The 26,717-nt window shown below is 60.1% G+C and carries 22 protein-coding genes and 3 tRNA genes; 12 read left to right on the top strand and 13 right to left on the bottom strand.

All coding sequences use genetic code 11. From position 1 onward, the window contains the following. Positions 1-177: 177 nt before the first annotated feature. The 4 genes from DWZ15_RS10445 to DWZ15_RS00600 all read right to left on the bottom strand — a co-directional run bounded on the left by DWZ15_RS10445 (position 178) and on the right by DWZ15_RS00600 (position 3,242). Entirely contained in the window at positions 178-1,980 is a 1,803-nt protein-coding gene (locus DWZ15_RS10445; RefSeq protein WP_158572466.1) for a hypothetical protein, read from the bottom strand. Between the two features lie 128 nt (positions 1,981-2,108). After that, entirely contained in the window at positions 2,109-2,528 is a 420-nt protein-coding gene (locus DWZ15_RS00610; RefSeq protein ID WP_089572004.1) for an HI0074 family nucleotidyltransferase substrate-binding subunit, read from the bottom strand. Beyond that, positions 2,515-2,802 (bottom strand): nucleotidyltransferase family protein, encoded by a 288-nt coding sequence (locus DWZ15_RS00605; protein WP_089572006.1) that lies wholly within the window; start codon positions 2,800-2,802, stop codon positions 2,515-2,517. Before DWZ15_RS00605 ends, DWZ15_RS00610 begins: the two co-directional genes overlap by 14 nt. Before the next feature lie 8 nt (positions 2,803-2,810). Further along, positions 2,811-3,242, bottom strand: coding sequence for an Rrf2 family transcriptional regulator (locus tag DWZ15_RS00600; RefSeq protein ID WP_117736724.1), 432 nt, complete (start codon positions 3,240-3,242; stop codon positions 2,811-2,813). Positions 3,243-3,466: 224 nt separating this feature from the next. Here DWZ15_RS00600 and sufC point away from each other — a divergent pair, with 224 nt between their 5' ends. From sufC to sufU, 5 genes are read left to right on the top strand one after another with little or no spacing between them, the layout of a single operon-like run. Beyond that, on the top strand, positions 3,467-4,267 hold the full coding sequence (gene sufC, locus DWZ15_RS00595) for a Fe-S cluster assembly ATPase SufC (protein WP_118448632.1): 801 nt from the start codon (positions 3,467-3,469) through the stop codon (positions 4,265-4,267). Positions 4,268-4,279: 12 nt separating this feature from the next. Next, positions 4,280-5,692, top strand: coding sequence for a Fe-S cluster assembly protein SufB (gene sufB / locus DWZ15_RS00590; protein WP_118448629.1), 1,413 nt, complete (start codon positions 4,280-4,282; stop codon positions 5,690-5,692). Continuing rightward, positions 5,692-6,963 carry a SufD family Fe-S cluster assembly protein gene (locus tag DWZ15_RS00585; RefSeq protein ID WP_118448626.1) on the top strand — a complete coding sequence of 424 codons (1,272 nt, stop codon included), beginning with the start codon at positions 5,692-5,694 and terminating at the stop codon, positions 6,961-6,963. The genes sufB and DWZ15_RS00585 overlap by 1 nt, the downstream gene beginning before the upstream one ends. Then, a complete protein-coding gene (locus DWZ15_RS00580; RefSeq protein ID WP_199579997.1) occupies positions 6,960-8,285 on the top strand; it encodes an aminotransferase class V-fold PLP-dependent enzyme in 1,326 nt (441 codons plus the stop codon). Before DWZ15_RS00585 ends, DWZ15_RS00580 begins: the two co-directional genes overlap by 4 nt. Then, entirely contained in the window at positions 8,278-8,712 is a 435-nt protein-coding gene (sufU, locus tag DWZ15_RS00575) for a Fe-S cluster assembly sulfur transfer protein SufU (protein WP_117766943.1), read from the top strand. Before DWZ15_RS00580 ends, sufU begins: the two co-directional genes overlap by 8 nt. 658 nt (positions 8,713-9,370) lie before the next feature. Here the strand turns inward: sufU and DWZ15_RS00570 are convergent. Then, positions 9,371-10,183 (bottom strand): transposase, encoded by an 813-nt coding sequence (locus DWZ15_RS00570; RefSeq protein WP_118256623.1) that lies wholly within the window; start codon positions 10,181-10,183, stop codon positions 9,371-9,373. Between the two features lie 403 nt (positions 10,184-10,586). Here DWZ15_RS00570 and DWZ15_RS00565 point away from each other — a divergent pair, with 403 nt between their 5' ends. From DWZ15_RS00565 to DWZ15_RS00555, 3 genes are all read left to right on the top strand, one after another. Beyond that, positions 10,587-11,321, top strand: a complete 735-nt coding sequence (locus tag DWZ15_RS00565) for an iron-sulfur cluster assembly scaffold protein (RefSeq protein ID WP_006235554.1) — start codon at positions 10,587-10,589, stop codon at positions 11,319-11,321. Between the two features lie 18 nt (positions 11,322-11,339). After that, positions 11,340-12,344 (top strand): GGGtGRT protein, encoded by a 1,005-nt coding sequence (locus DWZ15_RS00560; RefSeq protein ID WP_055252290.1) that lies wholly within the window; start codon positions 11,340-11,342, stop codon positions 12,342-12,344. Positions 12,345-12,600: 256 nt separating this feature from the next. After that, positions 12,601-14,127, top strand: coding sequence for an FAD-dependent oxidoreductase (locus DWZ15_RS00555; RefSeq protein ID WP_118448623.1), 1,527 nt, complete (start codon positions 12,601-12,603; stop codon positions 14,125-14,127). Positions 14,128-14,520: 393 nt separating this feature from the next. On the opposite strand, the gene DWZ15_RS00550 is transcribed toward DWZ15_RS00555, so the two are convergent. From DWZ15_RS00550 to DWZ15_RS00540, 3 genes are all read right to left on the bottom strand, one after another. Further along, positions 14,521-14,596: transfer RNA gene (locus DWZ15_RS00550), tRNA-Lys, on the bottom strand. A 43-nt stretch (positions 14,597-14,639) separates the two neighbouring features. Continuing rightward, positions 14,640-14,715: transfer RNA gene (locus DWZ15_RS00545), tRNA-Lys, on the bottom strand. Between the two features lie 22 nt (positions 14,716-14,737). Continuing rightward, positions 14,738-14,814: transfer RNA gene (locus DWZ15_RS00540), tRNA-His, on the bottom strand. Positions 14,815-14,978: 164 nt separating this feature from the next. Between DWZ15_RS00540 and DWZ15_RS00535 the strand changes: the two genes are divergently transcribed. Together DWZ15_RS00535 and DWZ15_RS00530 are read left to right on the top strand one after the other, a co-directional pair. Next, on the top strand, positions 14,979-16,160 hold the full coding sequence (locus tag DWZ15_RS00535) for a pyridoxal phosphate-dependent aminotransferase (protein ID WP_118448620.1): 1,182 nt from the start codon (positions 14,979-14,981) through the stop codon (positions 16,158-16,160). Positions 16,161-16,177: 17 nt separating this feature from the next. Then, positions 16,178-16,615 carry an ROK family protein gene (locus DWZ15_RS00530; RefSeq protein WP_233544587.1) on the top strand — a complete coding sequence of 146 codons (438 nt, stop codon included), beginning with the start codon at positions 16,178-16,180 and terminating at the stop codon, positions 16,613-16,615. A gap of 114 nt (positions 16,616-16,729) precedes the next feature. Here the strand turns inward: DWZ15_RS00530 and DWZ15_RS00525 are convergent, their stop codons facing one another. From DWZ15_RS00525 to argS, 4 genes are all read right to left on the bottom strand, one after another. Then, positions 16,730-17,179: a VanZ family protein gene (locus tag DWZ15_RS00525; RefSeq protein WP_117800435.1), complete on the bottom strand. Its 450-nt coding sequence runs from the start codon at positions 17,177-17,179 to the stop codon at positions 16,730-16,732. A 7-nt stretch (positions 17,180-17,186) separates the two neighbouring features. Then, positions 17,187-18,587, bottom strand: a complete 1,401-nt coding sequence (locus DWZ15_RS00520; RefSeq protein ID WP_118448618.1) for a hypothetical protein — start codon at positions 18,585-18,587, stop codon at positions 17,187-17,189. Between the two features lie 312 nt (positions 18,588-18,899). Further along, positions 18,900-21,347 carry a transcription termination factor Rho gene (gene rho / locus DWZ15_RS00515; RefSeq protein ID WP_118448615.1) on the bottom strand — a complete coding sequence of 816 codons (2,448 nt, stop codon included), beginning with the start codon at positions 21,345-21,347 and terminating at the stop codon, positions 18,900-18,902. A 637-nt stretch (positions 21,348-21,984) separates the two neighbouring features. Further along, positions 21,985-23,838: an arginine--tRNA ligase gene (gene argS, locus DWZ15_RS00510; RefSeq protein ID WP_118448612.1), complete on the bottom strand. Its 1,854-nt coding sequence runs from the start codon at positions 23,836-23,838 to the stop codon at positions 21,985-21,987. Positions 23,839-24,180: 342 nt separating this feature from the next. Between argS and DWZ15_RS00505 the strand changes: the two genes are divergently transcribed. Further along, a complete protein-coding gene (locus DWZ15_RS00505; RefSeq protein WP_089572030.1) occupies positions 24,181-24,666 on the top strand; it encodes a CarD family transcriptional regulator in 486 nt (161 codons plus the stop codon). Between the two features lie 356 nt (positions 24,667-25,022). Continuing rightward, on the top strand, positions 25,023-25,781 hold the full coding sequence (locus tag DWZ15_RS00500; RefSeq protein ID WP_158572465.1) for a transposase: 759 nt from the start codon (positions 25,023-25,025) through the stop codon (positions 25,779-25,781). 170 nt (positions 25,782-25,951) lie between these two features. Here the strand turns inward: DWZ15_RS00500 and DWZ15_RS00495 are convergent, their stop codons facing one another. Then, positions 25,952-26,551, bottom strand: a complete 600-nt coding sequence (locus DWZ15_RS00495; protein ID WP_118448606.1) for an HD domain-containing protein — start codon at positions 26,549-26,551, stop codon at positions 25,952-25,954. Positions 26,552-26,717: the final 166 nt, after the last annotated feature.

Raw genomic sequence — 26,717 nt, 5'->3', positions numbered from 1 at the left:
GATGCCCATTGTAGCGAGCGGGTAGAGCGCAACAATATCGACATGCAAACGTTTCGGGCAGCGGTAGCAACAGACCCCCGAGGGGGCATAACAAATCGTTGCACAACAAAAAAAGGGGGGGCCGATGCCGCCGCACCGGACCCCGTCCCAAACTCTTATAGAAAACGATCTGGAAGATTACTCCTCCAAGCCGTCCTCCCCAGAAGCCTTCTTCTGCTGATCGAGCTTATGCTTACCACTTACGATAGACGTAGCGCCCAGTGTGGCCAAGCTTGCACTGGCAAGGCTCGCCATCACAATCAGATCGCCCGTCTTGGGCATGTTGCCGCCCGAGGACTTGGTAGTTGTAGTCGTCGTGGTCGTGGTGGTCACCGTTTTGGAGTCATTTTGCTCTTGGACCTGGTTGTCAGCACCGCTCTTGTCGTCGTCTTCGGACTGTTTCTTTTCGCCCTCGGCCTTGCTCTTGTCCTTCTCCTCAGATTCAGACTTCTTATCCTCGTCCTTCTTCTGTTCGGACTTGTCGCTCTTCTCCTCAGAGCTAGAACCCTTATCGGATTCGGTCTTCTCGGAAGCCTTGTCCTTGGAGTCGCCCTTTGCGGCTTCGATCTTTTCCGTGGAAACCTGATCAGAGTTGCCCTTGTTCTGGGTCGAGCCGTTATTGACGCCAGCCATCAGCGAAGAGCCCAGCGTAGAACCAAGCTGCTCGGAGAAAGAAGGCTTCTTGTCCGGCGAAGCAACGGGAACGTCCGGCGCCTTATTCGAGTCATCCTTGGAAGCATCGGAACCAGGGGTTGCGTCAGAGCCGGAGCCGTTGTTAGAGCCGGTGCCAACGGACGAATCGCTCGAGCCGGTGGATGAGTTAGAGGTGCCAGCGCCGGTCGAACCAGAAGCGTCGCTGTCCGTATTGCCTGCAGAGCTTGAAGACGAATCGCCCGCAGCAGAGCCGTTCGAAACGGAGCCGTTCGAGGTAGAGCCGTTGTTGGTAGTGCCACCAGCAGAGCCATCACCGTCAGCATCGGTCGAGGGCGAATCCATCCTGTCATCGTTGGCATCGTCGCTCGAGTCGTCATTCGAATCAGGCGTCGGCGTGGGCTCGGGCTGCACGGGCGTCGCAGCGGCAGCGGCCTCGTCCTCGGCGATATAAACCAAGCAGTCCTTCAGCTCGTTGCGGTAGCGGTTCTTCCAGCCCTCATGATACTGGGGCTGGCTCGAATACTTGGTCGCCACGTTATTGACCACACTGTTGGAAAGCGCCGTCACAAACTCGCGATCAGTCATACTGTTAGAAAGGTTTGCCCAACGGAAGAAGTCCCTGCAGCCACCGGTGCCGCACATGTTGGTGATGCTCCACACCATGCCCTTAACGCAATCGGCACGGCCCGAAATATCAATGCCCAGGCCGCTCTTGAGCCACGCCTCGGTCACCGCATAGTACGAGTTGTACGCATACGCATCCTGCAGAGCCGAGAACTCAACAGGGTCGGTGTTATAAGCACCTTGGAAAGCCTCCTGCGCAATACGGCCCAACTCGGTGAGCTGGCCGTTCTCGTACATGGCATTGCTCGTGTTGGAAATCTCGCTGCCGCGATCAATCGCATCCTTGAGCATGCTGTATTTTTCGGGGTTGTAGTTGTAGGCCTGCTTCATAAACGGAATGAGCGACCATCGACGGTCGAACTGGTAATAACCCAGCGCGTTATAGCCGTCGCCATACGAAAAGCCCTGGTTATAGTTGCCATGGCTCTCGTACTTGGTAAAGTACTTCATCTCGGGGGTAACGTTAACAAACGAAACGCCCTGGACCGACCTCAGCACGCCCGAGAAGGACTGCTGGGTATAGAGACCCTTATCGATATCGGTGGCACCCGAGGCAACGCCCGGCGTGGGCTCCTCGGCGGCAGCGGGCGCGGGTGCGGTAACGGCGCCAAACGAAAGCGCCAGCGTCAGGCCCGCGACAATCGCAGAATGCTTGGGCTGCATAAAATCCTCCCTGCATTGGTGTAGTTAAAGTGCAGTTTGCAAAGATAAAAGTAAGTATTGCAGCTCGCCCGTTGTTGCACAACAACCCCTCGGTAAACGGCAACAACCCTCCGCGAAAACTTAAGGAATTAAACAAACTGGTCGTCGGGCGCCATCAGAAGCTCGCCGTATCGCTCCATCAGCCCGTCCCTCAACTGACAAAAAGCGGGAATATATACGTTCAAGATGCGCTGAATCAAATCTTGAGCGAGCTTGTTGTCATAGATATGGACGTTCGTATTGCGGTCTTTGAGCATATCTAGCCAGGCCGCCTCATCAATAAAGTCGTAGAATCGGTAGGACTCCTTCAAGATGGCACGAGGAGACCCCGACGCGGCAAGCGTGGCGCCCTCATACTCGAGCAGACGCTTAAGGAGCTTCCAGCTCAGTTCAAATTGAAGATTGAACTTATTAATCAAACCACTCTGAACAAAATCATTGTTGAGATCCTGATTGGGCGCATCCTCAAGATTCGCCAAGGCGCTGACAAAGTTCTCATATTTTTTCATACAGAATCACACCATCCCTGGCAATTTCATCGAGCAATTGACGCGATAAGGACTCGTCGAGATTGACGACATCTACATCTAAAAGAGTATCAAGACGCTCCTCGATCAAATATGACAACCGGCCGAAATCCCGGCAACCTGCTACGGCGATGTCAATATCGCTCTTAGGCAAGTTGTCACCTCGAGCGCGGGAACCAAACAGCACAACCTTCTCGGCGTCACATTCCCGAGCAAAAACTTCAATTTGCTTATACACCTTGTCGAGAGATGTCATTTGCAGCCCTATAGTTTGATGTCGAAGTTGATCTCGGGGACGGCAGCAAGGTCGGCCAACGTCACGCCGTCGACGTAGTTTTCGATCACGTCGTCCAGGCCGCGCCAGAACTTGACGGTTGAGCACAGATCGCTACGGGCGCAGCTGTTGTCGATGCCGTCGCACGCCACCGGAGCCGTACTGCCCTCGACAGCGCGCAGGATGTCGCCAGCACGCACCTCGGCCGGGTCCTTGGCCATCATGTAGCCGCCGCCCTTGCCGCGCACGCTCTTAAGTAGGCCCGCCTTCATGAGCGGACGAACCAGCTGCTCCAGATACTTTTGCGAGATACGCTCGCGGTCGGCGACCTCGCGCAGAGCGATCTTGCCCTCGGCGTCGCCCAGCGCTGCGATATAGATCATCAGTCGGAGGGCATAGCGGCCCTTAGAAGAAATGAGCATACCTACCCTCCCATCGCATCTTGGACAACATAACCAGGTTTGTTTGTCCCAAATCTTAAGTAAGTGGGACAAACACAACAGGTTATTATGTCCCACATCTAGAAAAGTCGAGTGGATTAGTCGGGTTTTCCCTTGACTAACGCCGAACCCATAGTAACTTTATTCCGAGAAGATTCCTAGGGTTTCGTACACCCATGAGTACACCATATACAGAGAGGGACAGCATGAGCGCAAATCCGCTGCTTTCCATCGAAGGTCTGACCGCCTCCGTGGACGAGAAGACCATCCTCCACAACGTCAACCTTAACGTCGCCGCCGGCGAGACCCACGTGTTGATGGGACCCAACGGCGCCGGCAAGTCCACCCTTGGCCACCTGGTCATGGGCGACCCCGTCTACACGGTCAACGACGGCCGCATCGTCTTTGACGGCCAGAACATCACCGAGCTCACCACCGACAAGCGCTCGCGCGCCGGCCTGTTCCTGAGCTTCCAGGCCCCGATCGAGATCCCCGGCGTGCCACTGTCGAGCTTTTTGCGCGCCAGTATCGCCGGCCGCCCCGGCCTGGAGATGAAGGGCAAGGAATTCCGTCGTCGCGTCAAGGAGCTCGCGGCCGAGCTTAACATGGATACCGCCTACCTCAACCGTGAGCTGGGCGTGGGCTTCTCGGGCGGCGAGAAAAAGAAGGTCGAGATGCTCCAGCTTCTGCTGCTGCAGCCCAAGCTCGCCATCTTGGACGAGACCGACTCCGGCCTGGACGTCGACGCCCTGTCCACCGTCAGCCACGGTATGGACGCCTACCGCAAGAGCTGCGACGGCTCCATGCTCATCATCACGCACAACACGCGCATCCTGGAGCACCTGGATGTCGACCGCGTCCACGTTATGGTCAAGGGCCACATCGTGCGCGAGGACGATGCCTCGCTGATCCCCTGGATCGACAAGAACGGCTTTGAGACCTTCGAGCGCGAGGCCGCCGAGCAGCGCGCCCAGGCCGAGGCCGCCGCTGCCGAGCAGCAGGCGTAAAGGGGCGACGCAATGACCAAGAACCGCACCGAGGTTGCGGACATCGACCGCAGCCTCTACGACTTCACCTACGGCGAGGAGGGATTCGAGCGCCTCGACGCCGGCATCACGCCCGACATCGTGCGCGAGATCAGCGCCAAGAAGGACGAGCCACAGTGGATGCTCGATCTGCGCTTAAAGTCCCTCGAGATCTTCAATCGTTTTCCCGACCCGACGTGGGGCCCCTCGATCGAGGGCCTGGACATGGACAACATCGTCACCTACGTCAAGCCCAACACCGACCAAAAGCACGACTGGGAGTCGGTGCCCGACGACATCAAGAACACCTTTGAGCGCTTGGGCATCCCCGACGCCGAGCGCAGCTACCTGGCAGGCGTCGGCGCGCAGTACGACTCCGAGCTGGTCTACCACAACATGCAGGACACGGCGTCCAAGATGGGCATCGTCTATTCCGGCATCGAGGAGGCCCTGCACGACCCGCAGTGGGAGCCGCTCATCCGCGAGAAGTTTATGACGCTCATCCCGCCTACCGACCACAAGTTTGCGGCCTTGCACGGCGCCGTATGGTCGGGCGGCTCGTTTGTCTACGTGCCCAAGGGCACCAAGTTAGACTTCCCGCTGCAGAGCTACTTCCGCCTTAACGCCAAGGGCGCCGGTCAGTTTGAGCACACGCTCATCATCGTCGAGGACGATGCCGACCTGCACTTCATTGAGGGTTGCTCAGCGCCCAAGTACAACGTGGCCAACCTCCACGCCGGCGCCGTCGAGCTCTTTGTGGGCAAGCGTGCACACCTTCGCTACTCGACCATCGAAAACTGGTCCAAAAACATGTACAACCTCAACACCAAACGTGCGCGCGTGGACGAGGATGGCGACATCGAGTGGATCAGTGGCTCCTTCGGCAGCCACGTGGGCTACCTCTACCCCATGAGCGTGCTCAACGGCCGTCGCGCCCGCTCGAGCTTTACCGGCATCACCTTTGCCGGCACCGGCCAGAACCTGGATACCGGCTGCAAGGTCGTGCTCAACGCGCCCGAGACCTCGGCAACCGTCGAGACCAAGGGCATCTCCAAGAGTGGCGGCATTCAGACCTTCCGCAGCTCTATTGTGGCGACACCCAAGGCCGAGGGCTCCAAGGCAACCGTGAGCTGCCAGTCGCTGATGCTCGACGACCAGAGCCGCTCCGACACTATTCCGGCCATGGACATCCGCGCCAAGAACGTCGACATCGGCCACGAGGCTACCATCGGCCGCATCGGCGACGACAAGGTGTTCTACCTGATGAGCCGCGGCATCTCGGAGGAAGAGGCCCGCACCATGATCGTCAACGGCTTTGCCAACCCGGTCTCCAAGGAGCTGCCGCTGGAGTATGCCGTCGAGATGAACAACCTGATCAAGCTCGAGATGGAAGGAGCGATCGGATAATGAAACAGACCACGAACACCGCTGCTACCACGCTCGAGCAGGTTAATGCGATGCCTGCTGCCACTTGGGGTTGGCTCAAGATGAACCAGACCAAGCTTGAGCTTTCGGACGAGCTTGCCGTCGCTCCTGCCGAGGCCGTCGAGGTCGAGGGCTTGGACGAGCAGTTTGCCGGCGCTGCCGACGCGTTTGGCACCGCCATGAACGCCATGGCCGAGCGCTTCCCCGAGCGCCGCGCCTCCGCCCCCGGTGATGCCGCCGACCGCGCCCGCATCACGCCCGAGACCGAGCTCGACGTGCCCGCCACCTCCGTCTACCAGGCCGGCGCCATCAAGCTCGAGGAGGAGCTCTCCCCCGCCGAGGCCTTCGAGACCGGCATGGGCGAGGCTGCCTACGCCTACTTGGCCGAACACGCTACCAAGCGCATCGTCATCGATGTGCCCGCATACAAGCACGTTACGGTTGCTGTGCGCGTGAGCGGTGTCGATGCCGCCGCGGCCATCGCCGCCATCGACATCGTCGCTCGCCCGCAGGCAACGCTCGACCTGCAGATCGCCCTGGACTCCCCCGTTGCCGGCGAGGGTGTCGTGGGCTCCGTGCTACGCGTGTGCGCCCACGAGTATGCCACCGTCAACGTGACCTGCACGCAGACGCTCGACGATAGCTGGATCGCGCTCGACGACACCGGCCTGTTCCTGGACGAGGGCGCGCGCGTCAACGTGCAGCACACCGTCCTGGGTGCCGGCGCCAGCGCCACCGGCCTTGCCGGCGACCTGCTGGGCGATACCGCCAAGGTCACCATCGATACCGATTACCTGGGTGCCCGCGAGCAGGTGCGCGACTTTAACTACGAGCTGCGCCACCGCGGTCGCAAGACCGAGTGCGAGATCGACGCCAACGGCGTGCTGACCGGCACGTCCAAGAAGGTCTACCGCGGCACCATCGACCTCGTGCACGGCTGCAAGGGTGCAACCGGCACCGAGCGAGAGACGGTGCTTTTGGCCAACAGGGGCGTCGACAACAAGACCGTTCCCGTCATTCTCTGCGACGAGGACGACGTCGCCGGCAACCACGGCGCCACCATCGGTCACGTCCGCGACGAGCAGCTATTCTACCTCGCCTGCCGCGGCCTTGACCAAAACGCCGCCGAGGACCTGTTCATCCGCGCCAAGCTGGAGGACGCCGCGCTTTCCGCCACCGACGAGCGCACCCGCGCCGCCGTCGTCCGCCTGGGAAACAACCTGATCGACAACTTTGAAGAGGAGCTCGCATGATCGACACCGAGCACGTTAAATGCGATACCTGCACTGCCCCCGAGCCCATGGAGCTCGACGCCAGCGACGAGGCTTCGCGCGGCTGGCCCACCGTGGACATCGAGACCAACCCCTACAAGGGCCAGTTCCCGCTGTTCCAGCAGCACCCCGAGATCGCCTTCCTCGATAGCGCCGCCACCGCGCAGCGCCCTGCCTGTGTGCTCGACGCCGAGCGCAACTTCTATCAGCGCATGAACGCCAACCCCCTGCGCGGCCTGTACTCGCTGTCCGTCGAGGCCACCGAGGCTATCGCGAAGGTGCGCCAGCAGATCGCCGACCTCATCGGCGCCCCACAGGCCAACGAGGTCGTCTTCACCCGCAACACGAGCGAGTCGCTCAACCTGGTCGCCAAGAGCTTTGCGCCCACAGTGCTCGAACCGGGCGACGAGGTCGTCATCACCATCATGGAGCACCACTCGAACCTGATTCCGTGGCAGCAGGTCTGCCGCGAGACCGGCGCCAAGCTCGTCTACCTCTACCCCACCAAGACCGGCCAGCTCACCACCGAGGAGGTTCTTGCAAAGGTGGGTCCCAAGACCAAAATCCTGGCCGTGGGACAGGTCTCCAACGTGCTGGGCGTCGAGAACCCGGTCAAGAACCTCGGCAAGCTCGTGCACAAGTACGGCGGCTACCTGGTCGTCGACGGTGCGCAGTCGCTGCCGCACATGCCGGTCGATGTGGCCGACCTGGGCGCCGACTTCTTTGCCTTTAGCGCGCACAAGGCCATGGGCCCCATGGGCATCGGCGTGCTGTGGGGCAAGATGGACCTGCTCAACGCCATGCCGCCCATGCTCACCGGCGGCGAGATGATCGATTCGGTCACCGAGCAGGACGCCGTCTGGGCTCCTGTCCCCGAGAAGTTCGAGGCGGGTACGCAGGACGCCGCCGGCATCTTCGCCACGGGTGCGGCACTCGACTACCTGGTCAACACGGTGGGTTACGAGAACATCCAGACCCGCGAGCAGGCACTCGTCCACTATCTGATGGGCGAACTCATGCAGCTCGACTTTGTCCAGATCATCGGCTCCATCTATTGGGACAACCACCACGGCGTTGTGAGCTTTAACGTCAAGGGCATCCACCCGCACGACGTCGCGAGCATCATGGACATGGACGGCGTCTGCATCCGCGCCGGCCACCACTGCGCGCAGCCACTGCTCACCTGGCTGGGCGTCGAGAACCTTGCCTGCTGCCGCGCCAGCGTGGCCTTCTACAACGACAAGGCCGACATCGACAAGTTCATCGCCGGTCTGCATCACGTTTGGAGCACGTTCAATGGGTAACCTTTACACCTCCACCACATTTATGGAGCACAACTCGCACCCCGACTATAAGTACGAGATGGATGCTCCCACGCACGAGCACGACGGCATCAACCCCAGCTGCGGAGACGAGCTCACCTTGCAGTTGCGCGTCGAGAACGGCGTGATCGAGGAGGCCTCCTTTACCGGCCACGGCTGCGCCATCAGCCAGGCCAGTGCCGACATCATGGCCGACCTCATCACCGGCGAGACCGTCGAGGAGGCACGTCGCTTGGCGGGACTCTTCCTCGCCATGATCCGCGGCGAGAAGCTCTCCGAGGAGGACTTGGAAGACCTGGACGAAGCCGCCCAGCTTCAGGACATCTCGCACATGCCCGCCCGCGTCAAATGCGCCGAGCTCGCCTGGCGCACCCTCGACGGCATGCTCGAGGGGCAAGCAAACCAGTAGCGTATGCCCCGAATCCAAGGTTTTTGATTGCCGAGCCGCCCGATACGGGCGGCTCTGTTTTTTCTAATGAGCGCGAACGCACAAAGTCCGCGCGTCCGGCACCCCGTCTGTCATTTACCACACAGCCAGACGCGAACACGGGCGTTTTCCACAGCACCAAAGGCCTGCGGCAGGGCCACGAGCACGCCTAGCATCGTCCCATGCCCCATCCAGCTGGGCTCCGATTCGCTTCGCGCCTGCTGCAGACGGGTCCCATAGGGAGCGGCGTGCATTTTTGCGAGTATTCAGCACGCCAAGCTGTGTGTATACGCATCGAAAGCGTTAATCAACGTCTCCAGGCGCATATATAGTGCGTTTTAAAACAAGCATCGTGGTCTCAGGGGCGCAAACATGAGCTTCGGGAGTGCATCGGCAGACATAAATAGTTTCGGGGCCCGTATGTTGCAAAATTGCGACGGTAGTGGCAGTACCGCGATGCTGAAAACTCCGTTTTTTGCACGGCGCAGATGGGGGTAGGCACGGGCAAACCCGGACTGAGCCCTTATTTTATGCAAGATGGCGATTGTTCTATGCATATTAAGAAGTGCAGTTACCGCACCAAGCTTTTGAACGCTTGTTGCGGCGTATGGACGACCCCATCTGCGGTGCACAGGCGACCCTACATCACGTTTCCGCCAGTCCGCATCGCCGTCCGCGCGCGGGCACGCACAATACGAGAGACGGTACTTTTGCCAATCCCGGTATAGCGCTCAATCTGGCGCACCGTGAAACCGGCATCGTGTAATCCAACAATAACGGTATCGCGCCGCGCCGGCGGTGCGGCTTTAACCCCGCGGAGCGGAACCCCGAGGCTCTTCGCCAACTTGTCGGCAAAGGCGTGGCGTTCCCACTCCGTCTCTTTCATATCGCCCAGCGTTGGCTCGCCGCCCTCGGGCGTCGAAAGCGAATAGGCAGCAAAGGCCTCGGCAGAACCAAAAAGCTCAAGCATGCAAGAAGGATCGGAAAATCCCCTCGTGGCATCTGCCGCATCACTGTCGTAAGCGCGCAGATGCTCCGCAAAGCTGCTCCAGGGATAACGCTCGATTAGGCCAACGCCCGCCTCCTGTGGATCGGCGTGTACGGAGCGAATAGCCTCCATCACCTGCCAGTCGGTATCGAGCGAGCGCCGGTCAAAACGGTTCTGGAACAGATGCCCCGTGCGCCCCGTGCGTTTATTGAACCGCCGCGCGTACGTCAAAAGCAGCCGGTGCATCGCCGCGCTCATCGCGTCCTCGTAATCTGCAAGCACCAGATGCACGTGATTGCCCATAAGGCACCAGGCGATAACCGTCACGCCCGCCTCGCGGCAGCACTCGCGCATCAGCTCCAAAAACTCCCACCGGTCTTCATCGCCCTCAAAGATGAGCTGCTTGCCCGTACCGCGGGCACAGACATGGTAAAAGCCGGTAACCGTTCTCCAAACGCGCTGCATGGCGCTCCCTTCGCCGGGATCTGATTGCCATCCAATACAGCACGATTGAAGCGTGCCATCAAAACATTCACGCAAAACAATACACTCGCGCGGCCAAAGGCAGTAAACGGGCGGCGAACGGCACCGTTGCAACAGGTCAGACCCCGCAACGCATACAAGAGCTGACCAAAAGCTTGCCCAAGACGAACCCCCTCTACGGAAGTTCGCGACCACAGAACATATAGTTAAACCGTTTCAATTAAAACTTCCGGACTTCTCGCTACGAAAACTGAGCCGTTCGCCGAATATTCCGTGCATTTCGCGGTATTATAGGGGCTGCATGTCATGTCCCTTTCGAAGGGTCGCCCGGCAATCGCCAGCCACGACCCCCAGACGGGACGCCAACACGATAGAGAGGAGAGGCATGCAGTACTCACAGGAAGTGGAGAACATGTGCCCCGTTGCCAAGGGTGCATACCACGGCCCCGCACCCATCCCCGAGGAGGGCAAGTGGGTCCAGGCTAAGGAGATTTCCGACATCTCCGGTCTTACGCACGGTGTGGGTTGGTGCGCACCTCAGCAGGGCGCCTGCAAGCTCACGCTGAACGTCAAGGACGGCATCATCGAGGAGGCCCTCGTTGAGACCATCGGCTGCTCGGGCATGACCCACTCTGCCGCCATGGCTTCCGAGATCCTTCCCGGTAAGACCATCCTCGAGGCCCTCAACACCGACCTCGTCTGCGACGCCATCAACGTTGCTATGCGCGAGATCTTCCTGCAGATCGTTTACGGCCGCAGCCAGACCGCGTTCTCCGAGGGCGGCCTGCCCGTGGGCGCCTCCCTCGACGACCTCGGCAAGGGCCTTCGCTCTCAGGTCGGCACCATGTTCGGCACCAAGGCCAAGGGCGCTCGTTACCTCGAGCTCGCTCAGGGCTACGTCACCCGCATGGCTCTCAACGACAAGAACGAGATCATCGCATTCGAGTTCCTGAACCTCGGCAAGTTCACCGACGCCGTCAAGGCCGGCAAGACCCCCGAGGAGGCCATCGCTGGCGCTATGGGCCACTATGGTCAGTGGGAGAACGCTGCCAAGTACATCGACCCGCGCACCGACGAGGAGACTCACTCCGTCGCCAGCGTGTTCCCGGTTCACGAGTAGAAAGGGAGGGAAATAACTATGACTGTTACGTTCGAAGGTTACGAGCGCCGCGCTGACAAGATCAACAAGTGCCTCGCCGACAACGGCATCGCCTCCCTCGAGGAAGCTCTGCAGATCTGCACCGACAAGGGCTTCAACCCGCGTGAGATCGTCAACAACACCCAGTCCATCGCCTTCCAGAACGCCGAGTGGGCCTACACCCTCGGTTGCGCTCTCGCTGTCAAGCGTGGCGCCAAGACCGCTTCTGAGGCTGCCGCCATCATCGGCGAGGGCATCCAGGCCTTCACCGTTCCCGGCTCCGTTGCCGAGGACCGCAAGGTCGGTCTGGGCCACGGCAACCTGGGCGCTATGCTGCTCTCCGACGACACCGAGTGCTTCGCCTTCCTGGCTGGCCACGAGTCCTTCGCTGCCGCTGAGGGCGCTATCGGCCTGGCTCTGAACGCCAACAAGGCTCGCAAGAAGCCGCTGCGCGTTATCCTCAACGGTCTGGGCAAGGACGCCGCTCAGATCATCGCCCGCATCAACGGCTTCACCTACGTGAAGACCCAGTTCGACTACTACACGGGCGAGCTCAAGGTCGTCGAGACCATCCCCTACTCCGATGGTCCCCGCGCTGCCGTTAACTGCTACGGTTCCGATGACGTCCGCGAGGGCGTTGCCATCATGTGGCACGAGAACGTCGACATCTCGATCACCGGTAACTCCACCAACCCCACGCGCTTCCAGCACCCCGTCGCTGGCACCTACAAGAAGGAGCGCCTCGAGGCTGGCAAGAAGTACTTCTCCGTCGCTTCTGGTGGCGGCACTGGCCGTACCCTGCACCCGGACAACATGGGCGCCGGCCCTGCCTCTTACGGCATGACCGACACCATGGGCCGCATGCACTCCGACGCCCAGTTCGCAGGTTCTTCCTCCGTGCCTGCGCACGTCGACATGATGGGTCTCATCGGCATGGGCAATAACCCCATGGTCGGTGCCACCGTCGCCTGCGCTGTCGCCGTCGAGGAGGCCCTCAAGGCCTAGTCGCGCCCGCGCGATGCTCACATAGTTGAGCTTTGGAGCCGCTACCTTTCGGGGTAGCGGCTCTTTTTGTTTACGCTGTCGCAGGGCAGCTAATGCCGATATATCAGTTGGGGCGAAATACGAGATGTGATGAGACGGAGCGTCAGAACGTCCATGACGCCCACCTGCCATATGTGCCCTTTACCGATTTGCCGAGTCTTTGCGGCCCCATTGCCGATCACCCGTGCGACAATGCGCCGGACGAGAAAGGAATCCGATGGAATCGACTGATGTACTGGTAATTGGATCTGGCATTGCGGGACTTTGCGCCGCCATAGAGGCAGCGCGTACGGGCGCAACCGTCACTGTAGCAAGCGCCGGCAAGACCATGAGCGGATCGAGCTTCTTCCCGGGCACCTGGGGTCTGGGCCTTATTGGCCCCGTCGACGAGGGCGACGAGCAGGACCTCATCGACACCATCCAGACCGTCGGCGGCGGTGTCGCCGACCTCGAGCTTGTCCAGACGTTTGTGCACGGCATTCCCCAGGCAATTGAATGGCTCGAGCAAGACCTGGGCGTTGAGCTCCAGCGTCCGCAAAGCGCTGAGAGCGCTCAGCAAAAGCAGTTTATCCCCTGCTTTGACCACAAAACGCGCATGTGGCGCGGCCTCACCCGCAAGCCCCTTGAGGACGCTCTGACGGCCCGGCTCGAGTCGCTCGGCATTCGTCTGCTCCCCCGCCATGAGCTTATCGACCTTGTTGAGGACACGAACGGCAGAATAACCGGAACCGTGCTCTACGACCTCACCGAAAATCGAATCGTGCCCTTTGCTGCCAAGGCCACGATCATCGCAGCCGGTGGCACAGGTGGCCTGTTCGAGCGCAGCCTTACGTCGGCTGATGTGCTCAGCTCCTCGCAGGCCATCGCGCTGGCGCACGGCGCAACACTTACTAATATAGAGTTCATGCAGATGATGCCCGGCTTCATCGAGCCCAAGCGCAACCTGGTCTTCAACGAGAAAACCTGGCGCTACGTACATGTTGACCAGCCGGTAGATATTGCCGACAACAAGCTGGACGACCTGCTCGAGCAGCGCTCTGGATATGGTCCCTTCACGTCACGCTTGGCCTCCCGCGCTATCGATCTCGTCATCGATCAGGCAGGTGTCGAAGGCCTGGCACTCCACTACGACTTTCCCCGCGAGGATGTCCCAGAGTTTGTGCAGACCTTTGCCACCTGGCTGCAAGACGAGCACGGCATCGCCCCGACTGACGAGATGCGCGTTGCGATGTATGCCCACGCCGCTAACGGCGGCATCAAGATCGATAAGACCGCGCAAACGGGCGTTGAGGGCCTCTACGCTTGCGGTGAGGCGACAGGCGGCATGCACGGCGCCGACCGCATTGGTGGCTTGTCAAGCGCCAACGGCATCGTGTTCGGGCGCATCGCGGGCGCATCGGCAGCCCAAGCAGCACAGAAAGAGCCCGAGACAGCCCTGAAGGCGGATATCGCCCTCCCCCAGTACGGCATAGCCGCAACAGATGCCGAACGCCTGACACACAGCCTAAGGCACACGATGAGCACCTATTGCATGATCAACAGGACCGAAACAGGCCTATCCGAGGCACTACACGAGCTTGAGGGCTTGAAGACGGAGGCAACGACCTTGAGCACACAGAAAGCCCAGGACAGCGAAGTCGCAGCCCTCGCCCGCCTGCAATCGCAGATTCAACTAGCACAGGAAATGATCAAAGCCATGCGTAAGCGAACCGAAAGTCTCGGATCGCACTATCGAGCAGACTAATTCGATTCTCACTTAGAGTTTAATCACAATTTCTCAACATGTATCGAGCCCTGTAAGCATGATTCCCCCAAGGAGAACACGCTTACGGGGCTTTAGCCGTGTTTTCCCTAAGGGAATCACGGTGCAGATAGCTCAGCTCCGTGCCCTTTCGGGTTCGACCGCATGCGAGGTTAACAAAAAAGCGACCAGCCTAAGCCAGTCGCTTTAACATACTTTGGGTGGGCCGTCAGGGGGTCAGCCTGCTTTGCAGGCGGCCGCTTCGGCGCTTTGCGCCTTGCGCGCTGCGCTGGTAAATGCTCACGCATTTCCTCAGCTCCGCGCCCCGACGGGTTCGACCCCATGCGAGGTTAACAAAAAAGACGGCCAACTTTCGCTGACCGTCTTAACATGCTTTGGTGGGCCGTCAGGGGGTCGAACCCTGGACCTTGGGATTAAGAGTCCCCTGCTCTACCAACTGAGCTAACGACCCAAAGCTAAAGTCCGTGGTGGCGGACTTTAGAGGAGATATCGTGTGGTGGGCCGTCAGGGGGTCGAACCCTGGACCTTGGGATTAAGAGTCCCCTGCTCTACCAACTGAGCTAACGACCCGATATCAACACGAAGCAAGAACTGGGGTGGGTAAAGGGACTCGAACCCTCGACCTACGGGACCACAACCCGTCGCTCTAGCCAACTGAGCTACACCCACCGTGTCCTGTGCGCTTCGCGCTCGACTATTATTGCAAGGAACGCCACGCGATGCAAGCCCCAATTTTCAAGAATTTTGAAAAGAGTTTTTCGAGGCCGTTTCGAGCAAATCCCACCGGTTCCATAGGAGTAAACTTGCTCCACCCAATGCTCGAAAGGATAGGCATGAAAGAACTCTCCAACCGCACGGCGGCGTTTACCGATTCCGTCATCCGCCGTATGACGCGCATCTCCAACAAGTATGGCGCCGTCAACCTGTCGCAGGGCTTCCCTGACTTCGATCCCCCGGCGCAGCTGCTCGATAGCCTCAGCACCATCGCCACCGACCCCAAGCCGCTTTACCACCAGTACTCCATCACCTGGGGCTCCCAGGCCATGCGTGAGGCGCTTGCCGCCAAGCAGGAGCACTTTATGGGCATATCGATCAACCCCAACGAGAACATCGTGGTCACCTGCGGCTCCACCGAGGCCATGATGGCCGCCATGATGACGATCACGAACCCCGGCGACAAGGTCGTCATCTTCTCGCCGTTCTACGAGAACTACGGCGCCGACACGATCCTTTCGGGTGCGGAGCCTATCTACGTGCCGCTCAACCCGCCCACCTTTGACTTTGACCGTGAGGTCCTGGAGGCGGCCTTCCGCGACAACGATCCCAAGGCGATCGTTCTATGCAACCCGTCCAACCCCTGCGGCAAGGTCTTTACCCGCGAGGAGCTCACCCTTATCGCCGACCTGTGCAAAAAGTATGACGCCTACTGCATCACCGACGAGGTCTACGAGCACATCGTCTACGCGCCCCACGAGCACGTGTACATGGCCACGCTGCCCGGCATGTTTGAGCGCACCATCAGTTGCAGCTCGCTATCCAAGACCTACTCCATCACCGGCTGGCGCCTGGGCTACACCATCGCTCCTGCCGAAATCACCGAGCGCATCAAAAAGGTTCACGACTTCCTCACCGTGGGCGCCGCCGCTCCCCTGCAAGAGGCCGTCGTCACCGCCCTCAACTTCGACGACAGCTATTACCAGGAGGTCCTCGACCTCTACACCGCCAAGCGCGACCTATTCTGTCAGGGACTCGACAGCATCGGACTCACGCACAACGTGCCGCAGGGCGCCTACTACGTGATGATGGATATCTCGGAGTTTGGCTATAACAGCGACCTCGACTTCTGCGAGGATTTGGCCTCCAAGGTGGGCGTGGGCGCCGTGCCCGGCTCGAGCTTCTTCCGCGAGCCCGTCAACCATCTGATTCGTTTCCACTTTGCCAAACGAGACGAGACGCTTAACGCGGCACTGGAGAACCTCAAGTCTCTGCGTGATAAAATCGAACCGCGCGGGTAAGGACGGCCCGGCACTAAATGCACCCCGAGGCCGGCCACATCCTGGTCACTCGCGACCCGCGCGACACCATTGGCGAGCACAGCGCCTGCCCCTTCCATGACAACTGCCTCGATGGCCTCATCGCCGGCCCCGGCGTTAAAAGGCGCTGGGATGGCAAGAGCGCCGGAGAGATGGCCGATGACCCGGAGGCCATGGGCCTGCTCGCCGGCTATCTGGCGCAGGCGCTCATGACCTACATCCTGTGCTACGCACCGCAAAAGATCGTCATCGGTGGCGGCGTGGCCGACCACACCCCCATCGTGCCGCTCGCGCGCAAGAAGTGCGCCGAGATGCTCAACGGCTACATCGTCACGCCCGAGATGGCCGACATCGATAACTACATCGTCAACAACAGCCTCGAGGGCAAGCAGGGCATTATGGGCTGCCTGGCCCTGGGCGCACAGGCGCTTCAGTAGCAGACGCACCCACAGGGCGTGGCGCGCCCGGCAAATCCGACCTACGGAACGACGCCACCACGTCTCATATAAGCCCTCAAATAAAAAAGGCCGCCTAGGACCAAACAATACGTCCTAGGCGGCTTTTTTGGCGCGCATCAGCGGCCGTAAGAGATATCGGAGCACAACGCCCGTTGCCGCTCCGCAGCAGTCGATCATCACATCGGTGATCATGCCGGCGCGTCCCGGCACAAAGAGCTGAATCGTCTCGTCGATCGAAGGAATCAGCAGCAGGAACACCGCCGTGGGCAGCAGCACGTCAAAGGTGCGCCGGCCCTCAAAATCAAAGGCGTGCGTTGCCAAGATGCCGAGCACCATATACTCGGTAAAATGCGCGCATTTGCGAACAACAAAGTTGGTCACCCATGCATATGGAAGTCCCACGCCGTGCAGGAAACCGCGGATAGCTTCCATGACCGTTAGGCTCAGCGAGCCCGACCCCGAGCCGGGAACCAGCGAATTGCCCCAGATCAAGAGCGCCATCAGGCAGGTCACGACCGCCCATTTTCGATTGATCTTAACCATGCAGAAGTTATGCCTCCGCGCGGAGCGGCGCGAAGCTGGCGGTACCGCCCTCGATAACGCTCAGATAGGCACGGCCCGTACGCTTGGCGGTAGAGGACTGCAGGCGCTCGATCTCTTCCTCGAGGATCTGATTGACGCGCTCGTGACGACGATTTTCCATAATGCCGGCGGCAATAGCCTCGGCTCGCTCGATGCTCTCACGCGAGATGCGGGCAGTATCCTCGGGGAACACAGCGCTGTGACGGCCGACATAGGCGGGGGCAGCAGGCTGAGGGGCAGTGACGGGAGCGGGGGCTGCAACAGGAGCAGGCTCGTCAATCTCATCCAGAATCGCGGTGGCGGCGGCCCACATGTCCTCGTGGCCCGAGTAATCGGCCATGGGGACATCAACCTCGAGCGAGGCGTCCGGAAGGTCGCCGGTGTCGATGCGATCTTGGGCATCAATCGATGCGGTGATGGCTGCAGGCTCATCGAGGTCATCGAGATCGATGTCCGCGGCACCGGAAATGATAGGCATGCTGGCGAGGTTTGCGTTGTACGGCGCAGCCTCAGCCGCCTGCTGCTGGGCAGGAGCGCCCCAAAGCGAGCTTTCGGCGGCACGGCGGGCGGCAACGGCCTCCTCGTCCGCGGTCATGGCTTCATCAACGTACGAATTATCGGCAGAAACGTTCGCGTCCGCCGAGGTAGCGCTGTAGGCGTTATTGGCTGCCGCGTTGGCAACGAGTGCCACAAAAGCCGCCGTGCTGCCCGCAGGGGCGGCCTGGGAGCCCGACACGGCACGCGCCGCGGCGGCGATGTCGTCGCGATTGAAGGAGCCGGTCTGCCCGCCGTTGGTGAGCTCGTCGATGGCGACTTGATAGACGTCGCGCGAGCGCGCAGGGTCGCAGCTAACCGGCGAATCGTCGTCGAGCATGCTGTCGATCATGGACCAAGCCTCGGCCTCGTCCATAGCATCTGCGGCACGAGCAATGGTAGGAACACCATCGTCGGCATGACGGCGCTGGAACGCACCAGTCAGGCCGGAAAGGAATGCCGAGTTAGACTGCTCCGACTGAGCCTGAGAAGCAGAAGTCGCAGCGTAAGGAGTCGCATCCTGCTGCTGAGCTGGAATCGAGGCGGTCTTGAACTCGCTTTGATGCTGATTGAGATTGGCGGCACCGCCCATGGCATCGGGCTGGAACAGACGCTCTTCACGCTGCGCACGATACTCGGAGATACCCAGCGAGGCGGCATAGATACCCACGCCCGCCACCGCGCCCACGGCGAAGGGAACTGCACCCGCCACGACCGTCTCGTTCACCGACGAAAACGGCAGCGTCGCGGCATACATAACCACGGGAGCGGCAAGGCCGATCCCACACGAAAGTCCGGCAAGGACTGCTCGTTGTGTTGCATCAGAAGAAGCCATGAGCTCTCCCCATCTTCCAGCACCCAAATCGCATCATTCAGTTGGCTGCGCGAGAGAAGATGAAGCGGGGCTATGCCCCAAAGCAACGGTATATGGTTCGTTTCATCTGCGTTTTCCGTCGCGAAGCTTAAAAGCTATTATGCGAAACCGCCCTGCCGATTGCAAGCGACGATGTCGGATTGAAACGGGAAACCTGCTGCTCGTCGGTCTTACGGTCAAAAATAAGCGCGGAGCGGCGCTATGGAAAGGGCCGAGGCTCAAAGCCCCGACCCTCTATCGCATTGATGACTATCGTTGCGTGTGGATGACAACCTAGAACGTCTGCTCGTAGTCGCTGTGTTTTTTGGCCGAACGCACCAGGAACTCCTGGTTCGTGTTGGTGCCCTTAAGACCCTTAATAAACGATGCGGCCGCGCGCTCGGTGTTGTTCATGCCGGCAAGAATGCGACGCAGACCAAAGACAAACGGACGCATCTGCTCGTCGACCAACAGATCCTCGTTACGCGTACCGGAGGCAACGGGGTCGATAGCCGGGAAGATGCGGCGGTCGGCCAGGTCGCGGTCGAGCTTAAGCTCCATGTTGCCGGTGCCCTTGAACTCCTCAAAGATGACCTCGTCCATCTTGGAACCGGTGTCGATGAGGGCAGAGGCCAGGATGGTGAGCGAGCCACCGTTCTCGATATTGCGGGCTGCGCCTAGGAAGCGCTTGGGCGGATACAGGGCCGCCGAATCGACGCCGCCCGAAAGGATGCGGCCTGAGGCGGGCGCCGCCAAGTTGTAGGCGCGGGCGAGGCGCGTGATGGAGTCGAGCACCACCACGACGTCGCCACCCAGCTCCACGATGCGCTTGGCGCGCTCGATGACGAGCTCTGCCACGCGAGTGTGGTTGTCGGCGGGCATATCGAAGGTCGACGCCACAACCTCGCCCTTGATGGAACGCTGCATATCGGTGACCTCTTCGGGGCGCTCGTCGACGAGCAGGCAGATGAGGTGCACCTCGGGGTTGTTAATCGAGATGGACTGGCAGATCTTCTTGAGGATCGTGGTCTTGCCGGCCTTGGGCGGGGACACGATCAGGCCACGCTGGCCCTTGCCGATCGGCGACACGATGTCGATGGCGCGACCGGTAATGGAGTCCTTGCCGTGCTCCATGCGCAGCGGCTCGTTGGGATAGACCGGGGTGAGGTCGCCGAACTTGGGGCGGTTGCGAATCTGCTCGGGGTCCAGACCGTTGACGGTCGTGATTTTGGCGAGGCCGGCGCGCTTGTCGCCGCCGCGCGAAGGACGCAGCGAGCCCTCGATGACGTCGCCCGTGCGCAGGCGCGCGGAGCGGATGAGGTAGGCGGGCACGAAGGCGTCGTCGTTGGACTTCATGTAGCCATGGGCGTGGATGATGCCGGAGCTATCCGGGCGAATCTGCAGAATGCCCTTGATGTCGCGGAAGCCCTCGGCCTTCGCGGCGGTGACGTAGATCTCCTCGACGAGCTCGGCTTTCTTCTTGCCGGTCGTCTCGATCTCGAACTCCTTGGCCTTCTCGCGCAGTTCGGCGACCTTCATGGCAGCGAGCTCCTCACGCGAAAGCGTGGGCTCGGTGGGGGCGGCGTTACGCTCCTTGTTGCGCTGTTTGCGATCGCGCTGGCGGTTGCGACGGTCGTTGTTGCGCTCGTCCTTGCGCTCGTTGCGCTCCTCGTTGCGCTTGTGCTGGCGACGGTTGGGGCGAGCGTTGTCATCGGCCTCAGCGGGCGCGGCGCCATCGGTTGCGGCGGCGTCGGCATTGGCCGCAGCGGCGTCATTGGCCTCGGCGCCGGAATCAATCTGCGCTTCGACATCAGCCTGCTGCTCGGCGGCCTTGGCCTTAGCGGACTTCTTACGACCGCGCTTGGGCTTCTCGGACGCAGACTGTTCGACGTCTTGGGACTCGGCGGCATCAGTCGATGCATCGGCGGTCGTCTCGGCGGAATCCTCGGACGCACCCTTCTTGGCAGCCTTGGCCTTGGACGTGCGCTTAGCAGCAGTACGATGGCTGCGACCGGGACGGACGTCGGCGGGCTCGACATCGGCGGGAGCGGCCTCGGAAGTCGTAGCATCCTGGACGGGTGCGTCGGCGGCGGTTGCAGACTCGGCGGTCGCCGCAGCATCCCGAGCGGCTGCAGCTGCGGCTGCGGCCTTCTCTGCCTCGACGAAGGCCTTGGGCTTGCGACCGCGACGGTGCGGGCGCAAAGCCGGATCGACAACGGGAACTTCGCTGGCCTCGACAGGCGCAGCGGGCTCAGCAGGCGATGTGCCCTCCCCTGCCGCGGAACGGACCGAAGCCTCAGTGAGCTCGGGGGCTGCCTGTTCAGCAACCTGCTCGGCTTTAGCAGCCGTGAGACGGCGTGTGCGCGGTGCCGGCTTCTCGGTCGGCTGGTCGGCGGCAGGCGTCTCGGGCACAGACGGAGCTGCGAGCTCGGTCAGAGCCGCGGCCTCGCGCTCGGCAGCACGACGGCGGGCGCGCACCACCTGAGCCTCGCTAATCTGCGCCAACGCACGTGCCTGCGCGACCTCATCGGAAATCGGCGCCGAAGAGTCAGCTGCAACGGTGCGCTTGGCGCGCATCGTGCGCGTGGTACGGCGCTTGGGCTTGGTGGCCTCCTCGCCGTCAGTGGCAGGTTTGGCCGTGCGGCGCGTACGCTTGGGCTTTGCCGGAGCAGCCTCCTCACCAGTTGCAGACACGGCCTTCTCAGCCGCTGCAGGCGTAGGCGTCGAAGCAGCCTTGGGCATCTCAGGAGCCGAGGCTTGCGCGGGCGCCGCGACCTGGTCCGACGCAACCGGTGCAGCGGGAGCGGCCTGCGTCGTCGTTATTTCGTTTTCTTGCTGTTGATCAGACACAGTGTTTGCTCAACTTTCTTTTCAAGCCCTGTGATCACATGCTCCCTGCATAAACCTTCAGGGCGGCTAAACAGTCTAGTTCCGTTCAAAACGACGGACATCATTGATCTGTATCGAGATGATTGCGTCAACTACGCAGCGTTAGTGTAACACAACCGCCGCCACCTGCAACTTAGTCATTGGGGGCGTTCTTAAACGACTAGTCAAAAGGGACACTCTTTGGTCTACCACCCACAAATCAGACTGCCTCCGCCAAAACTATGGCGGTTTACTACGACGAATCGCTCAACCGCGACCACTCCGAAACTTGTTGAACTAAAACCGCAGGTAGATGCCTTGCGCTTTTTTGCGAAAAGCCGGCGTGGTTGGAAATTCCCAATTCATCGTAGTAAACCGGCATAGTTTCGTATTTCCAGCAGTTCCAAATTCGTCAATACGTCGGCATTTGCGAAAAAAGCCCGACCTCCGTGGGAGATCGGGCTTATAGGGCTCAGTTAAACCAAACCTACACGGTCAAATGACCCGCAGGTTACATCTGCTCGGGCGCGGAAACGCCAACAAGGGTGAGCACCAGGGCGAGCGTCACGCGGACGGCATCGCAAGCGGCCAGACGGGCACGCGAAAGCTCGGGGTCGACGGGACGGCCCTCGCTCGGCAGCACCTGGCAGGCAGCATAGAAGCTGTGGAAGTCACCAGCGAGTTCCTCGGCAAAGTGCGTCAGACGGAACGGGGCGCGGTCGCGAGCGCAGCTGGCAATCAGGTCGGTAAGCTCGTTGAGCTTGCGCGAAAGGGCGAGCTCGGTCGGGTCGGTCAGCAGCGAGTAATCAACTTTCTCGCCGATGGCCTTGGCGGCGACGGCCTTCATACCCATCTCGTCAGCCTGCTCGGGCGTAACGTCGGCGGCACGGCGCAGGATGGAGCATACGCGGGCGTGAGCATACTGCACGTAATAGACCGGGTTGGAGTTGTCGCGCTTCTTAACGGCCTCAATGTCGAAGTCGACCATCTGGTTGGAGCTCTTGGAGATAAGCGTGTAACGGGCAGCGTCGGAGCCGACCTCGTCGACGAGCTCCTGCAGGGTCACCATGGTGCCCTTACGCTTGGACATACGGACGGGCTTGCCGTTGCGCAGCAGGTTGACGAGCTGGCCCAGTAGAACCTCAAACTTGCCGGGGTAACCCAGAGCGTCGCAGACGCAGCGGACGCGCTCGATGTAGCCGTGGTGGTCGGCGCCCCAGATGTCGATGACGTGGTCGACGCGCTGGAACTTATCCCAGTGATAGGCAACGTCGGAGGCGAAGTAGGTGTACTCACCGTCGGACTTGATCAGGACGCGGTCCTTATCATCGCCCAAGTCGGTGGAGCGGAACCACAGGGCGCCGTCCTTGGTGTAGAGGTAGCCCATCTTGTCGAGCTTCTCAAAAGCGCGGTCGACGGCGGAGGTACCGGCGGTCTCGCCCTCGGTGTCCTTCACGTACAGCGAACGCTCGGAGTACCAACGATCGAAGTCGCAATTGACGGCGTGGCAGAGGTCGCGCATGTTGTCGACCATCTTTACGTAGCCGCGCTCGCGGAAGCTCTCCATGCGCTCCTGGGGATCGGCGTCGACCCACTTATCGCCGTCGGTGCGCCAGAACTCGGCAGCCTCGTCGATGATGTAGTCGCCGCCGTAGGAGTCCTTGCCCAGAGTCTCGGCAAAGTTGTCCTGATACGGATGGGTCTCGGGGTGCTCGTCGTTCTCGTCGGCAACAAAGGCGTCGCGGTCGGCGATCAGCAGCTTGTGAGCCTCGTCGATATCAACGCCCTGCTTGGCGATGATGTCGGCAAGCTGCATATAGCGCGTGCTGATGGAGTTGCCGAAGGTGTTCATCTGAGAGCCGTGATCGTTGATGTAGAACTCACGCTGGATGTCGTAACCGGCGTGGTCCATAACACGGCAGAGCGAGTCGCCCAGCGCGGCCCAGCGGCCATGGCCGATGTGCATGGGGCCGACGGGGTTGGCGGAAACGAACTCGACCTGGGTCTTCAGGCCACCACCAACGTTGGACTTAGCGAAGTCCATGCCCTTCTCGCGAGCCTCGCCAAAGATGGCATTCTTGACGGCGACGGAGAGGTAGAAGTTGATGAAGCCGGGGCCTGCGATCTCGACCTTCTCGATCGCGGGGTCCTCGGGCATATGGGCAACAATGGCCTCGGCGATCTTACGCGGGGCGCAGTGGGCCAGCTTGGCGGACTTCAGGGCCATGGTAGAGGTCCACTCGCCATGAGAAGTATCAGCCGGTCGCTCGATAGCGCAATCGTCAAGTTCAAATGCGGAAAGGTCGCCGGCCTCCTGGGCCGCAGCAAGCGCAGCGCGTACCAGCTCTTCAATCTTCTCGGGCATAGATCCTCCTTGTGTTAAAGCCCCCGAGCTCTTGGTCACTCGTAGGGCAAAAGCCAGAGTTTGTAGCACTCTATCACAAGCGACGGGCACTGTCGCAGGGTAAAGCCAATCGATATTGCATATGCACAAAATTGACTACAGCTTGTATGGAGTCACTCAAAGATGCCGGTCTGCCTGCAGATTATGCAGGCGTTGAAAATGCATAAAGGTGTGAATGAGCTGTGTCTGTTATCGAATACTCTTACCTATCGGAGTTGTGTGCTTTTCCTGCATAAAGTGATGGTTTGCGCACGTCAGCGTGGTATTCTTAACATACGTAAATACGTATAAGTTGGAGGTAGCATGTTCTCAATCGGTCAACACGTCATTCATCCGGGTCAGGGAGTCTGCACCGTCGTCGGCTTTAGGGACGACACGCCGCAGCCCATGTTGTTGCTCGAGGCCAAGCAGGGGCATGCGCAGACGATCCTTATGTACCCCGTGGCGCAGGCCGACCGTCTGCATGCCGCCATCTCTCAGCAAGATGCCGAGCATCTGTTGAGCCACTATGACGAGCTGGAGTGCGACACCTTTACCGAGCGCAACAGCTCGCTTGAAGAGACACACTTTAAGCAGCAGCTCAAGCTGGGCGCGCCCGAGACGGTCCGCGTGGCAAAGACCATGATGCACCGCATTCGCCAGGCCGAGGAAGCCGATAAAAAGCCCAGCTCTTACTATATGCGTGTACTCAAGGAAGCCAAGCGCCGCTCCATCGAGGAGTTCGCCGTGGCATTGGGCGTCACCGAGGAGGCCGCCGAAGCCCGCCTAGCCCAAGCCGCCCTCAACTAACCTGCCAAAAAGGGACAGGTTTATTTTGGCAGGTTCTATCTGGCCAAACATCAACAAACAATCAGTAAATGGTCGGGTGCTCCGTTTTGTTTAAGAGCGCCCGACCATTTTTCTATCGCCGCAAAAATGCGTGAAGCCCATTTGCGATGACATCACGCGAGGGCCGTCCAGATCGACGTAACCAACGCCCGCATCCACAACAAGCGCGCCCGTCTTACTCAATTACCATTAAAAAGCATCAATTTGAAAACGCAATTATATTTCGGCAGGTAGCAGCTATAGTCGGTGAACTGAATCTCGACAACCGAAGCCCCCGAATGAGGAATCTTCAGCCCATCCAAGCTAAAGGAGGGGCCATGCCGAGAAAACCTCGTTCAAAGTCACCAACCGGTTATTTCCACATCACGTTGCGTGGAAACGGAGGGCAATTGCTGTTTGACGATGCCGAGGACCGAATCGCCATGCTTCAGATCCTCGATGCGATCCTCCCCAAACACAATATCGAGCTTATCGCTTGGTGCCTTATGGGAAACCACATTCATCTGCTCATCGACGATCCGGACGACCGCAAGAGCGACGCGATGCATGCGATAGCCGTATCGTATGCGGGCAGGTACAATGCGCGGACGGGGCATATCGGCCACGTGTTTCAGGAGCGGTTTTGGGATTCGCCCATTAAGTCAGAAGTATTTTTACTCGAGGCAATTCGATACATTCATTTGAATCCACAAAAAGCGGGACTGGCAGCATACGACGAATATCCCTGGAGCAGCCATCGCGAGTATCTCATGAGTGCCAGGTCACGGCCGCATGTTACCGGCAGCGTTGTCGGTGTTATATTCCCAACACCTCGCTCATACCTTCGGCTCATGGAAAGTACGCCGTCGCTTCCCTATCGCCCCAGCGCAACAGCCAAGGTTCGCGAGGAAGATCTATGCGAATTTGGCACGGCAATCGTGCAGAGTGTCGCAGGATGTGCTCCGACGGAACTCAAATCCGCCTCCAAGCCACTTCGCAATGAGGCGATTCTCGCGCTTCGAAAACAAGGGCTAACGATTAAGCAGGTTCAGCTGCTGACCGGACTGGGAACATGGATTATCAAGAACGCGTCGTAGCGTCGCGTTTGCCGAGTTACGGATACGGCGAAGCGCAGCTGTCTGCCGCGAGGCGCCGCCATTCGCCAGCTTCACCATGTCAAACAGAAAACGCTTCCGCTGAATAACATCCAACGGAAGCGTTTTCCCAGATAAAACCTACCAAAATAAACCTGTCCCTTTTTGGCAGGTTAGGCCTGGAAGGTGTCGCGGTCGGGCGCGAAGGACTGCATGGCCGCGATGGTGCGGTCAAAGAGCTCGAGGAGCTCCCAGCCGAGCATCAGGGCGCCCTGCGAAATCACGTCGCGCGAGCAGCCGGCGGCAAAGCGCTTGTCCTTGAACTTCTTCTTGAGCGACTTGGTCGTAAAGTCCATAACGCTCTTGCTCGGGCGCATGATGACGGCGGCGCCGATCAGGCCGGTGAGCTCATCGCAGGCAAACAGGATCTTTTCCATCTGCAGCTCGGGTTTGGGCAGCGAGGTGTTGAAGTCCGACGTGTGCGTCTGGATGGCGCGAATGAGCTCGGGAGACGCACCTTCACCCTTAAGAATCTCGGCAGTATAGATGGTGTGGTTCATGGGGTCGTCCTCATGCTCCTCCCAATCCAAGTCGTGCAGCAGGCCGACGATGCCCCAAAACTCCTCGTTCTCGGGGTCGAACTCGCGCGCAAAGTAGCGCATGGTGCCCTCGACCGTCTCGCCATGGGTGATGTGGAACGGGTCTTTGTTGTGCTCGTTAAGCAGTTCAAACGCGCGGTCGCGGGTGATTCCGGCGGAAAGCGTCTGGGACATGGCAATACCTCCAGGTGAGTCGATGTTAGGACACGGTGTCACTATCGTATATCGCCGCGACTCAAGCCGAAAGGCAAAAAAGTTATGCGGAGAAAAAAGCCGGGCGAACGTGTCGCCCGGCAAAACCGCAGATAAAACCTGCCAAAATAAACCTGTCCCTTTTTGG

Source organism: Collinsella sp. AF29-7AC (genome assembly GCF_003475665.1).
Taxonomy (GTDB): domain Bacteria; phylum Actinomycetota; class Coriobacteriia; order Coriobacteriales; family Coriobacteriaceae; genus Collinsella.
Note: the sequence above shows the minus strand (reverse complement) of the source record. Positions and strands in the feature narration are given on the sequence as shown.